Source organism: Mycobacterium sp. E3251, from assembly GCF_001666835.1.
GTDB lineage: Bacteria > Actinomycetota > Actinomycetes > Mycobacteriales > Mycobacteriaceae > Mycobacterium.
Genome location: NZ_LZJF01000042.1, coordinates 1 through 12,828, shown reverse-complemented (window position 1 = coordinate 12,828; position 12,828 = coordinate 1). Strand labels below are relative to the sequence as shown.

10 protein-coding genes and 1 pseudogene are annotated in these 12,828 nt (G+C 65.9%); 6 read left to right on the top strand and 5 right to left on the bottom strand.

The annotated features are described in order from the left end of the window. Nucleotides 1–81: 81 nt before the first annotated feature. Genes yidC through rpmH form a run of 4 tightly spaced genes read right to left on the bottom strand, consistent with a single transcriptional unit; the run spans nt 82 to nt 2,039 of the window. Nucleotides 82–1,188: a membrane protein insertase YidC gene (gene yidC / locus A5697_RS05450; protein WP_156673169.1), complete on the bottom strand. Its 1,107-nt coding sequence runs from the start codon at nt 1,186–1,188 to the stop codon at nt 82–84. Then, nucleotides 1,172–1,513 (bottom strand): membrane protein insertion efficiency factor YidD, encoded by a 342-nt coding sequence (gene yidD, locus A5697_RS26960; RefSeq protein ID WP_082953247.1) that lies wholly within the window; start codon nt 1,511–1,513, stop codon nt 1,172–1,174. The genes yidC and yidD overlap by 17 nt, the downstream gene beginning before the upstream one ends. Beyond that, entirely contained in the window at nt 1,510–1,872 is a 363-nt protein-coding gene (gene rnpA / locus A5697_RS05445; protein ID WP_067948125.1) for a ribonuclease P protein component, read from the bottom strand. Before rnpA ends, yidD begins: the two co-directional genes overlap by 4 nt. Nucleotides 1,873–1,895: 23 nt before the next feature. Further along, entirely contained in the window at nt 1,896–2,039 is a 144-nt protein-coding gene (gene rpmH, locus A5697_RS26955; RefSeq protein WP_073880743.1) for a 50S ribosomal protein L34, read from the bottom strand. Nucleotides 2,040–2,589: 550 nt separating this feature from the next. Here rpmH and dnaA point away from each other — a divergent pair. The 6 genes from dnaA (at nt 2,590) to gyrA (ending at nt 12,418) form a co-directional block, all read left to right on the top strand. Continuing rightward, nucleotides 2,590–4,122: a chromosomal replication initiator protein DnaA gene (dnaA, locus tag A5697_RS05440; RefSeq protein WP_067948139.1), complete on the top strand. Its 1,533-nt coding sequence runs from the start codon at nt 2,590–2,592 to the stop codon at nt 4,120–4,122. Nucleotides 4,123–4,659: 537 nt separating this feature from the next. Continuing rightward, complete coding sequence (gene dnaN, locus A5697_RS05435; RefSeq protein WP_067948127.1) at nt 4,660–5,859, top strand: DNA polymerase III subunit beta; 1,200 nt, start codon at nt 4,660–4,662, stop codon at nt 5,857–5,859. After that, nucleotides 5,860–7,011, top strand: a complete 1,152-nt coding sequence (recF, locus tag A5697_RS05430; protein ID WP_068008634.1) for a DNA replication/repair protein RecF — start codon at nt 5,860–5,862, stop codon at nt 7,009–7,011. It abuts the gene before it with no gap. Beyond that, nucleotides 7,008–7,565 carry a DUF721 family protein gene (locus tag A5697_RS05425; protein WP_067948131.1) on the top strand — a complete coding sequence of 186 codons (558 nt, stop codon included), beginning with the start codon at nt 7,008–7,010 and terminating at the stop codon, nt 7,563–7,565. The genes recF and A5697_RS05425 overlap by 4 nt, the downstream gene beginning before the upstream one ends. 255 nt (nt 7,566–7,820) lie before the next feature. Further along, entirely contained in the window at nt 7,821–9,854 is a 2,034-nt protein-coding gene (gene gyrB / locus A5697_RS05420) for a DNA topoisomerase (ATP-hydrolyzing) subunit B (protein ID WP_067948133.1), read from the top strand. Between the two features lie 47 nt (nt 9,855–9,901). After that, a complete protein-coding gene (gene gyrA, locus A5697_RS05415) occupies nt 9,902–12,418 on the top strand; it encodes a DNA gyrase subunit A (protein ID WP_067948135.1) in 2,517 nt (838 codons plus the stop codon). A 119-nt stretch (nt 12,419–12,537) separates the two neighbouring features. On the opposite strand, the pseudogene A5697_RS28255 reads toward gyrA, so the two are convergent. Further along, a pseudogene (locus A5697_RS28255) lies at nt 12,538–12,828 on the bottom strand (hypothetical protein); the annotation flags it as partial.

Below are 12,828 nucleotides of genomic sequence, written 5' to 3'. Positions count from 1 at the left end.
GTCTTTCTCTCCCTCATCCACGGGTCCCTGCCAATCGGGGTCACCCTCCCAGGGCAGCCCGGTACGGCGATGTCTCCCTTGTCAGCGTTTGCGTTTTTTGGGTCGCGCGCCCGGCCGCGGAGTGCGGTTGGGCGTGCCACCGTTTTGTGCACTCGGATTCGGCTTGTCCGCCCCGCGCTCCGCCGGCGGGGCTTCGCCATCGGCGGCCTCGGAGTCCGCCGCCGATTCGGCGGTCGAAGACCCGTTACCCCCCGGCTGTCCCGCCTTGGGGTTGCGCTTCGGTTTGGCCCCAGGCGCCGGCGCGTTGGCCGCCCGGCGTTGCAGCGCTTCTTGCTTCTTGGCCTCGTCCTCTTTTTCGATCATGCCGAACACGTAGTGCTGCTGACCGAACGTCCAGATGTTGTTCGCGAACCAGTACAGGATGATCGCGAGCGGCAGGAAAGGACCACCGACGACCACGCCGAGCGGAAAGACGTACAGCGCAAGCTTGTTCATCATCGCCGTCTGCGGATTGGCCGCTGCTTCCGGGCTCTGCCGCGCCACCGATGCCCGACTGTTGAAGTAGGTCGCGATGCCGGCCAGGATCATCACCGGCGCGCCAACCGCGATGACCGCCGGCCGGCTGAAGAAGGTGAACGCGTCCAACCCCGTCCGCTGCGTCATGAACGCGCCAATCGGTGCGCCGAACAAGTTGGCATCCAGGAAGTGCCCGACGTCCGTCGGGGTGAAGACGTAGTTTCCGGTGAGGCGGTTCTGCGCCACCGACAGGTGCGGCTGGCCGAAGCCCCCGGTGGTCCGGTTGAACGACCGCAACACGTGATACAGGCCGATGAACACCGGGATCTGGGCGAGCATCGGCAAGCACCCGAGGATGGGGTTGAACCCATGCTCGCGTTGGAGCTTCTGCATCTCCAGCGCCATCCGCTGGCGGTCTTTCCCGTACTTCTTCTGCAGCGCCTTGATCTGCGGCTGCAGTTCCTGCATCTGACGCGTGGTGCGGATCTGCCGCACGAAGGGCTTGTACAGCAGCGCCCGCAGAGTGAATACCAGGAACATCACCGACAGCGCCCACGCGAAGAAGTTCGACGGTCCCAGCATCGAGGCGAACAGCTTGTACCAGGCCCACATGATCCACGACACCGGGTAGTAGACGAAGTCGAGGCTAAAGAAATCAAACAAGAGTTCCACTCTCCCCTCGCGCCGCCGGGCGGGCCCAAACGTCGCTGGCATCTTCGAAGTTCACGTGACATCCCGGGCGCTCCGGTATCGGATCCCATCCACCCCGATGCCATGGTCCGCACTTGGCAAGCCTGACCACAGCCAACCAACTCCCCCGCAGCAAGCCGTACTCGTTCAGTGCGTCGACCGCGTACTGGCTGCAGGTCGGCACGAAGCGACATGTCGCCGGCCGCAGGGGCGAAACCATGTGCCGGTACAGCTGGATCAGAAAAATCAGGCCCCGTGCGGTCGCCGCACCCAGCGTATGGACGGCGGCACGCGTCGGCGCGGTCACCCTTGCCGTCCCGCCGACTCGAACGCCCGGCGCAACCCTCGGCGCAACTCGTGGGCCAACCGCTCCGACGACGCGGTCCGGCTGCCGGGCAGCGCCCGGATGACCAGCTGATCGGAATCGTGGAGGTCGCCCAGAACGGAGCGCGCCACATGTCGCAGCCGGCGTGAGACCCGGTGCCGTTCCACGGCCGAGCCCACCGATTTCCCGACGATCAATCCGACCCGCGGAGCCGTCGCCGTATCGTGATCTCCCGCCCGCCGGACGTGGACCACGATGTCGCGCTGCGAGACGCGGACGCCGTGCTTCACGGTCGCGTCAAACTCCGTGGACCGCCTCATACGGTTGCGTGCGGAAAGCACCGCCGAAAAACCCGACGTTGCGATCAGGCAGATAGCGCGCGGCGCCCCTTACGGCGCCGGCTCGACACAATCGAGCGTCCGGCGCGGGTTCGCATGCGCAACCGGAAGCCATGCACGCGGGCTCGGCGCCGGTTGTTCGGCTGGAAGGTCCGCTTGCCCTTGGCCACGACGTTCTCCTCGTTGTATCTCGCATTTCCATCCGGCCGGCCAGACGTCTTGCTCAGGTTCGTCTGCGGGTCGGTCGGAGGTAATCTTGCTGCTGGCCGGCGCGGTCCCCAGGCAGACCTGGGTCGCAGCCGCATCGCCGACTTTCGGGCGACTGTTTGAGGGTACTGACCACGCTTCGCCTGGTCAAACCTGGCCTGCCCCAACGCACACCCCGGTCTCGAGCCGAACCGGGCCCAAGGAACCCTAAACAACGCGATTGGAATGCAGCAGAACGGTTGGCAGCCGCACGGAAAACTGTTAGCTTCTGCCAGTGTCGTTTTAGACTGCAACGGCGCTCCACAACGAAGCGAGGATGGTGGGTCGACTAGCTGCCTAGACAGCCTTCAACGGTTTTCTTCCAGCACGGAGATCGCGAGCCGTCGCCGGTAGGTTCTGGTTCGCATACGCCCATCCTGTCCACACCTGTGTATAACTATGTGGACAGTCGCTTTGTCACCAAGCGTGGTTGTACCTCGACCCGGGATGCTCGAGAACCAGGGGGATGCGTCGTTGACCGATGACCCCGGTTCAGGTTTCACGACCGTGTGGAACGCGGTTGTTTCCGAACTGAACGGCGAATCCACCCCCGACGGGGTCGCCGCCAACCGCACCACGCTCATCGCTCCCCTGACGCCACAGCAACGGGCGTGGCTGAATCTGGTGCAGCCGTTGACCATTGTCGAGGGATTCGCGCTGCTGTCGGTACCGAGCAGTTTCGTCCAGAACGAAATCGAACGTCATCTCCGCGCCCCCATCACCGACGCCCTCAGCCGCCGGCTCGGACAGCAGATCCAGCTGGGGGTGCGCATAGCGCCGCCCGACGACGACGCCAACGACGTTGTGATCCCGCAAGGCGAACCCTTTCCCCAACCCGAAGCGTCGTTCGCCGAGGACGACGACATCGACACCGATGAGGCCGAGGAGAACGGCGAAGGGGCCGACGGTGCGCCGCAGAGTTGGCCGAACTACTTCACCGAGCGTCCGCACCCCGCCGATCCGGCGGTAGCCGGCGGTACCAGCCTGAACCGCCGCTACACCTTCGACACGTTCGTCATCGGCGCCTCCAATCGCTTTGCGCACGCCGCGGCCCTGGCGATCGCCGAAGCACCGGCGCGCGCTTACAACCCGCTCTTCATCTGGGGTGAATCGGGTCTGGGTAAGACCCACCTACTACATGCCGCAGGCAACTACGCCCAGCGGTTGTTCCCCGGGATGCGCGTCAAGTACGTCTCCACCGAGGAATTCACCAACGACTTCATCAACTCGCTCCGCGACGACCGCAAGGTCGCGTTCAAGCGCAGCTACCGCGACGTCGACGTCCTGCTCGTCGATGACATTCAGTTCATCGAAGGCAAGGAAGGTATCCAGGAAGAGTTCTTCCACACCTTCAACACGCTGCATAACGCCAACAAGCAGATCGTCATCTCCTCGGACCGGCCGCCCAAACAGCTCGCCACCCTCGAAGACCGCCTCCGCACCCGGTTCGAGTGGGGCTTGATCACCGACGTCCAGCCGCCCGAACTCGAGACCCGCATCGCCATCTTGCGTAAGAAGGCACAGATGGAGCGGCTCGCGGTGCCCGACGACGTCCTGGAGCTGATCGCCAGCAGCATCGAGCGCAACATCCGCGAACTCGAGGGCGCCCTCATCCGCGTCACCGCGTTCGCCTCGTTGAACAAGACGCCCATCGATAAGGCGCTGGCCGAGATCGTCCTGCGCGACCTCATCGCCGATGCCAGCACCATGCAGATCAGCGCGGCGACCATCATGGCCGCGACGGCCGAATACTTCGACACCACCGTCGAAGAACTACGCGGCCCCGGCAAGACCCGCGCGCTGGCGCAGTCACGCCAGATCGCGATGTACCTGTGCCGCGAGCTGACCGACCTGTCGCTGCCCAAGATCGGCCAGGCATTCGGCCGTGACCACACCACGGTGATGTACGCGCAGCGCAAGATCTTGTCCGAGATGGCCGAGCGGCGTGAGGTCTTCGATCACGTCAAAGAGCTCACCACTCGCATCCGGCAACGCTCGAAGCGCTGACTCCGGGCCTCTCGGCGCCCCGGCCGCGTAATTGATTCCAAAAAACTTCTCGCACGTCTGTCACACGAGCCACACCAAAAGGTTGTGCGCAGGACTGTGCACAACGCAATCAAACACCCGTGTACTAAGCGGCGCCGCGTGCACAGGCGTCCTTCCTCCCCAGCGGCCCAACACGCGACCCACAGTTGCCCACGCGGTGATCCACAGCCCGACACCCCGCCCCAGCTGCGTCAAGCCGTCGCTATCCCCAGTCTGCACAGGCCTTATTACTAGTACTGAGATCTCTTCGTCGTTTCTTCTTTGAAATACAGCGTTGGGGACGCGCGGTGGAATGCCCGTCGCGGATCCGCCGGTAACCCGGCTTGTCGGGCTTCGCGATTAGCTTTCAAGATGGCCCCAGACGATCTACGGTTGTTCTTCGACTGCCGTTGCGGTCGCCGGTGGCATGACATGTCAGTGGCGTTCGTGGCGGAGCCCCACGCTAGCGGGGTAAGGCTAGCCACTGACTTCTAAACGCTCGGCAGGTGAAGGGACGCTATGGACGCGGCGACGACGAGAGCTGGCCTCAGCGACTTGAAGTTTCGTTTGGTGCGGGAGTCTTTCGCCGACGCGGTGTCGTGGGTGGCGAAGAACCTGCCGACCCGGCCGGCGGTGCCGGTGCTCTCGGGAGTGTTGTTATCCGGCTCCGATGAGGGCTTGACCATCTCCGGATTCGACTACGAAGTTTCCGCCGAAGCGCAGGTTGCAGCGGAAATCGCTTCTCCCGGAAGCGTTTTGGTGTCCGGACGGTTGTTGTCAGACATCACCCGGGCATTGCCGAACAAGCCCGTCGACTTCTACGTCGACGGTAATCGCGTCGCGCTGAACTGCGGCAGCGCCCGATTCTCGCTGCCGACGATGGCGGTCGAGGATTACCCGACGCTGCCGGGCTTGCCCGAAGAGACCGGGACACTGCCCGCTGAGCTCTTCGCGGAGGCGATCAGCCAGGTGGCCATTGCGGCCGGCCGCGACGACACGCTGCCGATGCTGACCGGGATCAGGGTCGAGATCTCAGGAAACACGGTGGTTTTGGCGGCCACCGATCGGTTCCGCCTCGCGGTGCGCGAACTGACGTGGTCCGCGTCCTCCCCCGACATCGAGGCCGCCGTGCTGGTGCCCGCGAAGACGTTGGCCGAGGCGGCGAGGGCGGGAGCCGACGGCTCCGAGGTCCGTTTGTCGCTGGGCGCCGGCAGCGGTGTCGGCAAAGACGGGCTGCTGGGCATCAGCGGGAACGGCAAGCGCAGTACGACGCGGCTGCTGGATGCGGAGTTCCCGAAGTTCCGCCAGCTGTTGCCGGCCGAGCACACGGCGGTCGCCACCATCAACGTGGCCGAGCTGACCGAGGCGATCAAGCTGGTCGCGTTGGTCGCCGATCGGGGTGCCCAGGTGCGGATGGAATTCTCCGAGGGCTCGCTGCGGCTGTCCGCGGGCGCCGACGATGTCGGCCGGGCCGAGGAGGACCTCGCCGTCGATTTCGTGGGCGAGCCGTTGACGATTGCGTTCAACCCCACTTACCTCACCGACGGCTTGGCAGCGGTCCATTCGGAGCGGGTGTCGTTCGGCTTCACGACGCCGGGTAAGCCGGCGTTGCTGCGGCCGGCCTCGGCCGACGACAGTCCGCCCAGCGGGAACGGCCCCTTCGGGGCGTTGCCGACGGATTATGTCTACCTGTTGATGCCAGTTCGGTTACCCGGATAGGTGTACGTCCGGCATTTGGGACTGCGCGATTTCCGGTCCTGGGCGCAGGCCGACCTCGAACTGCAGCCGGGCCGGACGGTGTTCATCGGTTCCAACGGTTTCGGTAAAACGAATCTCATTGAAGCACTGTGGTTTTCGACAACCTTGGGCTCACATCGAGTAGGTACCGATACACCGCTGATCCGGGCTGGGGCCGACCGCGCAGTGGTGTCGACGATCGTGGTGAACGAGGGCAGGGAATGCGCGATCGACCTGGAGATCGCGGCGGGCCGGGCCAATAAGGCGCGATTGAACAGGTCACCGGTGCGCAGCACACGCGAGGTGATCGGAGTTCTGCGCGCCGTGCTCTTTGCTCCCGAAGACTTGGCGTTGGTGCGTGGGGATCCCGCGGAGCGGCGTCGCTACCTGGATGATCTGGCGACGGTGCGGCGGCCGGCGGTCGCCGGCGTGCGCGCGGATTACGAAAAGGTGCTGCGCCAGCGCACCGCGTTGTTGAAGTCCGCCGCCGGAATTCGGCACCGGGGCGACCGCGGCGCGCTGGACACCCTCGACGTCTGGGACAGCCGGTTGGCGGAGCACGGCGCCGAGTTGATGGCGGCGCGCATCGACCTGGTCAACGAGTTGGCGCCGGAGGTGGAGAAGGCCTATCAGTTGCTGGCCCCGGCGTCGCGGCCGGCGGCGATCGCGTATCGGACCAGCATCGGCGCACATACGGCGGACGGCGGGGGCGACCGCGAGTTCCTGGAGGCCGCCCTGTTGGCCGCGTTGGCCGAACGCCGCGACGCGGAGTTGGATCGCGGTATGTGTTTGGTGGGCCCGCATCGCGACGATCTGGAGCTGTGGCTGGGCGATCAACCCGCGAAAGGCTTTGCCAGTCATGGGGAATCGTGGTCTTTCGCGGTGGCGCTGCGGTTGGCGTCGTACGAACTGCTGCGAGCCGACGGGAGTGAACCGGTGTTGCTGCTCGATGATGTGTTCGCCGAACTCGACGCGGCCCGCCGCCGAGCGTTGGCGACGGTGGCGGAATCGGCGGAGCAGGTACTGGTGACGGCCGCGGTGCTGGAAGATATTCCGGCGGACTGGGACGCCACGCAGGTGCACATCGATTTGCGCGACGACGACCTCGGTCGGGTCTCGGTGGTGCGGTCATGACCGGCGGCGACCAACAGGATTCCGCCGCCGCACAACCGGGTCGGCTGCAGGGCATCGACCTGGTCAGGCGCACCCTTGAGGAAGCCCGCGCCGCGGCTCGCGCGCAAGGCAAGGACGCCGGGCGGGGACGGTCGACGCCGCCGGCCACCCGACGCGTCGCGGGGCAGCGAAGAAGCTGGTCGGGACCGGGACCCGACGTCCGCGACCCGCAACCGCTGGGGCGGTTGGCGCGCGACCTGGCGAAGAAGCGCGGTTGGTCGACGCAGGTCGCCGAGGGCACCGTGCTCGGCAACTGGTCGTCGGTGGTGGGCCAGCAGATCGCCGACCACGCCACCGCGACGGCGTTGAATGACGGGGTGCTCAGCGTGGCCGCCGAATCCACCGCATGGGCCACCCAGCTGCGGATGATCCAGTCGCAGCTGTTGGCGAAGATCGCGGCGGCGGTTGGCAACGGGGTCGTGACGTCGCTGAAAATCACCGGCCCCGCCGCGCCGTCGTGGCGCAAGGGGCCGCGGCACATCGCCGGGAGGGGTCCGCGCGACACCTACGGCTAGCGCCTCGATCGGCGCCCACGATCCCCAGACACCCCTTTATCAACAGGCCGCTCAAAGCCGCCAGGACGACGTGAAGTGCCTTGACGCACGTCGGGACGCGGCGGGAATAGAGAAATCGTCCGCACGGCGCGGTTAGCTGGGCAGAAACGCGCCCAGAGAATCGGTTCGGACGGCTCATCACGGTAGACTGGCGGCATGCGACTGCTGCGGTGACTGGAACCGCCCGCATGAAACCCCAAGGAGAGCATTCCGACCGTGGCTGCCCAGAAGAAGAAGGCGCAAGACGAATACGGCGCTTCAGCGATCACCGTGCTCGAAGGGCTTGAGGCCGTCCGCAAACGCCCCGGCATGTACATCGGGTCCACCGGTGAGCGCGGGCTGCACCATCTCATCTGGGAGGTGGTCGACAACTCGGTCGACGAGGCGATGGCGGGTTACGCGACCAAGGTCGATGTGCGGCTGCTCGATGACGGCAGCGTGGAGGTCACCGACGACGGGCGCGGCATTCCGGTCGCCATGCACGCCACCGGAGCCCCCACCGTCGACGTGGTGATGACGCAGCTGCACGCCGGCGGCAAGTTCGGTGGCGAGAACAGTGGTTACACCGTCAGCGGTGGGTTGCACGGTGTCGGCGTCTCGGTGGTCAACGCGCTGTCCACCCGCCTGGAAGTCAACATCAAACGCGATGGCCACGAGTGGTTTCAGTACTACGACCGCGCCGTGCCCGGCACCCTCAAGCAAGGCGAGGCCACCAAGAAGACCGGCACCACGATCAGGTTCTGGGCCGATCCCGAGATCTTCGAGACCACCCAGTACGACTTCGAGACGGTCGCGCGGCGGCTCCAGGAGATGGCCTTCCTCAACAAAGGTCTCACGATCAATCTCACCGACGAACGAGTCGAGCAGGACGAGGTCGTCGACGAGGTGGTAAGCGACACCGCCGAGGCGCCCAAGTCCGCCGAGGAGAAGGCGGCGGAATCGACTGCGCCGCACAAGGTCAAGCACCGCACGTTCCATTACCCCGGCGGCCTGGTCGACTTCGTCAAGCACATCAACCGCACCAAGAGTCCGATCCAGCAGAGCGTTATCGACTTCGACGGAAAAGGCCCCGGTCACGAGGTCGAAATCGCCATGCAGTGGAACGGTGGTTACTCGGAGTCGGTGCACACCTTCGCGAACACCATCAACACTCACGAAGGCGGAACGCACGAAGAGGGCTTCCGCAGCGCGTTGACCTCGGTGGTGAACAAGTACGCGAAAGACAAGAAGCTGCTCAAGGACAAGGACCCCAACCTCACCGGCGACGACATCCGGGAAGGCCTGGCGGCGGTCATCTCGGTCAAGGTGGCCGAGCCCCAGTTCGAGGGCCAGACCAAGACGAAACTGGGCAACACCGAGGTCAAGTCGTTCGTGCAGAGGGTGTGCAACGAACAGCTTACCCACTGGTTCGAGGCCAACCCCTCGGAAGCCAAAACCGTAGTGAACAAGGCGGTTTCGTCGGCGCAGGCCCGTATCGCGGCACGCAAGGCACGAGAGCTGGTGCGCCGCAAGAGCGCCACCGACCTCGGCGGGCTGCCCGGCAAGCTCGCCGACTGCCGCTCCACCGACCCGCGCAAGTCGGAACTGTATGTGGTGGAGGGTGATTCGGCTGGCGGCTCGGCGAAGAGCGGTCGCGACTCGATGTTCCAGGCGATCCTTCCGTTGCGCGGCAAGATCATCAACGTCGAAAAGGCACGCATCGACCGGGTGCTGAAGAACACCGAAGTCCAGGCGATCATCACCGCGCTGGGTACCGGGATTCACGACGAATTCGACCTGACCAAGCTGCGTTACCACAAGATCGTGCTGATGGCCGACGCCGACGTGGATGGCCAGCACATCTCGACCCTGCTGCTGACGCTGTTGTTCCGGTTCATGCGACCACTCATCGAGAACGGGCACGTGTTCTTGGCGCAGCCACCGCTGTACAAGTTGAAGTGGCAACGCACCGATCCCGAGTTCGCCTACTCCGACCGTGAGCGCGACGGCCTGCTGGAGGCCGGACTGAAGGCCGGCAAGAAGATCAACAAAGAGGACGGCATCCAGCGGTACAAGGGTCTGGGTGAAATGGACGCGAAGGAGTTGTGGGAAACCACGATGGACCCGTCGGTGCGGGTGCTGCGTCAGGTCACCCTGGACGACGCCGCGGCCGCCGACGAGCTGTTCTCGATCCTGATGGGCGAAGACGTCGACGCGCGCCGCAGCTTTATCACCCGCAACGCCAAAGACGTTCGCTTCCTGGATGTCTGACCTTCCCAGCTGCCGAGTCAGGCACGCCAACCCACAAAGGGGAATAGATGACTGACACCACGCTGCCACCGGGCGACGAGGCCGGCGACCGCATCGAACCGGTCGACATTCAGCAGGAGATGCAGCGCAGCTACATCGATTACGCGATGAGCGTGATCGTGGGCCGCGCCCTGCCGGAGGTGCGCGACGGCCTCAAGCCGGTGCACCGCCGGGTGCTGTATGCGATGTACGACTCGGGGTTCCGCCCGGACCGCAGCCACGCCAAGTCGGCGCGGTCGGTCGCCGAGACGATGGGTAACTACCACCCCCACGGTGACGCGTCGATCTACGACACCCTGGTGCGCATGGCGCAGCCCTGGTCGCTGCGGTACCCGCTCGTCGACGGGCAGGGCAACTTCGGCTCACCCGGCAACGACCCGCCTGCGGCGATGCGGTACACCGAAGCGCGGCTCACCCCGCTCGCCATGGAGATGCTGCGTGAAATCGACGAGGAGACAGTCGATTTCATCCCGAACTACGACGGCCGCGTGCAGGAACCGACGGTGCTGCCCAGCCGGTTCCCCAACCTGTTGGCCAACGGCTCCGGCGGCATCGCGGTCGGCATGGCGACCAACATCCCGCCGCACAACCTGCGCGAGCTCGCCGAGGCCGTTTTCTGGTGCCTGGAGAACCACGAGGCCGACGAGGAGGCCACCCTGGCCGCGGTGTGCGAGCGCGTCAAGGGCCCCGACTTCCCCACCGCCGGCCTGATCGTCGGCACGACGGGCATCGCCGATGCCTACAAGACCGGGCGCGGCTCGATCCGGATGCGCGGCGTGGTGGAGGTCGAAGAGACCAGAGGCCGAACGTCTTTGGTGATCACCGAGCTGCCCTATCAGGTCAACCACGACAACTTCATCACCTCGATCGCCGAACAGGTGCGCGACGGCAGGCTGGCCGGCATCTCCAACGTCGAGGACCAGGGCAGCGACCGCGTCGGTGTGCGCATCGTCGTCGAGATCAAGCGCGACGCCGTGGCCAAGGTGGTGCTGAACAACCTCTACAAGCACACCCAGCTGCAGACCAGCTTCGGCGCCAACATGTTGTCCATCGTCGACGGGGTCCCGCGCACCCTGCGGCTCGACCAGATGATCCGCCATTACGTGGCGCACCAGCTCGACGTGATCGTCCGCCGCACCACCTACCGGCTGCGCAAGGCCAACGAACGCGCCCACATCCTGCGCGGTCTGGTCAAGGCGCTCGACGCCCTGGACGAAGTCATCGCGCTGATCCGGGCGTCCGAAACGGTCGACATCGCCCGGGCCGGGCTGATCGAGTTGCTCGACATCGACGAGATCCAGGCCCAGGCGATCCTGGACATGCAGCTGCGTCGCCTCGCCGCCCTGGAGCGCCAGCGCATCATCGACGACCTGGCCAAGATCGAGGCCGAGATCGCCGACCTGGAAGACATTTTGGCCAAGCCGGAGCGCCAGCGCGGCATCGTGCGCGACGAGCTCGCCGAGATCGTCGAGAAGCACGGCGACGACCGCCGCACCCGGATCGTCGCGGCCGACGGCGAGGTCAGCGACGAGGACCTGATCGCCCGCGAGGACGTCGTCGTCACCATCACCGAGACCGGTTACGCCAAACGCACCAAGACCGACCTGTACCGCAGCCAGAAGCGCGGCGGCAAGGGCGTGCAGGGCGCCGGCCTCAAGCAAGACGACATCGTCAAGCACTTCTTCGTCAGCTCGACGCACGACTGGATCCTGTTCTTCACCACGCAGGGCCGGGTCTATCGCGCCAAGGCCTACGAACTGCCCGAGGCGTCCCGGACCGCCCGCGGCCAGCACGTCGCCAACCTGCTGGCCTTCCAGCCCGAGGAGCGCATCGCCCAGGTCATTCAGATCCGTGGCTATGAGGACGCCCCGTACCTGGTGCTGGCCACCCGCAACGGCCTGGTGAAGAAGACCAAGCTCACCGACTTCGACTCCAACCGCTCCGGTGGGATCGTGGCGATCAACCTGCGCGACAACGACGAGTTGGTGGGCGCGGTCTTGTGCTCGTCGGAGGACGACCTGCTGCTGGTGTCGGCCAACGGCCAGTCCATCCGGTTCTCGGCGACCGACGAGGCGCTGCGGCCGATGGGACGCGCCACCTCCGGCGTGCAGGGCATGCGGTTCAACACCGACGATTACCTGTTGTCGCTCAACGTGGTTCGCGAGGGCACCTACCTCTTGGTCGCGACGTCCGGCGGTTACGCCAAGCGCACCGCGATCGAGGAGTACCCGGTGCAGGGCCGCGGCGGGAAGGGCGTGCTGACGGTGATGTTCGACCGACGGCGCGGCAAGCTGGTGGGCGCGCTGATCGTCGACGACGACAGCGAGCTGTACGCGATCACCTCCGGGGGCGGGGTCATCCGAACTGCGGCGCGGCAGGTCCGCAAGGCTGGACGACAGACCAAGGGCGTTCGGCTGATGAACCTGGGCGACGACAACACGCTGCTGGCCATCGCCCGCAACGCCGAGGAAAACGCGGACGAGGTCGTCGAGGAAGCGGAAGGCGCCGCGGAGTCCGACGGCTAGTCGGTGCAATCCCGGGGGTCCGGCGAACAGCCGGGCAATTAGACTCGGCCCGACCAGACAAAATGTGACTGCCATCGTCCCGCGGGTCGTGGCAGGAGATCAAAGGAGTCGGGGTGAGCTCACCGAACGAGCCGGGCGCCCCCAAAATGGGCGATGGCCTCAATGGGGACGGCTCGGCCGAGCGCGCCGGCGTACACCGCGCGACGCCGCCCGCACATCCCGGACGTGCTCCCGACGCCGGTGGGCGGGCCCGACGGCCGCGCCTCGGTCGGGGGCTCGTTCTGGCGCGGCGCCTGCGGGGGCCTGGGCCCACCGCGCTGCCGCGGTGGCGACTCTCCGGCGTCGGGAGCACGTCCGGGATGTGCGGGCGGCGTCGCGCGGTCGACGTCGGCGCCGGCCGAGCCGTCCCC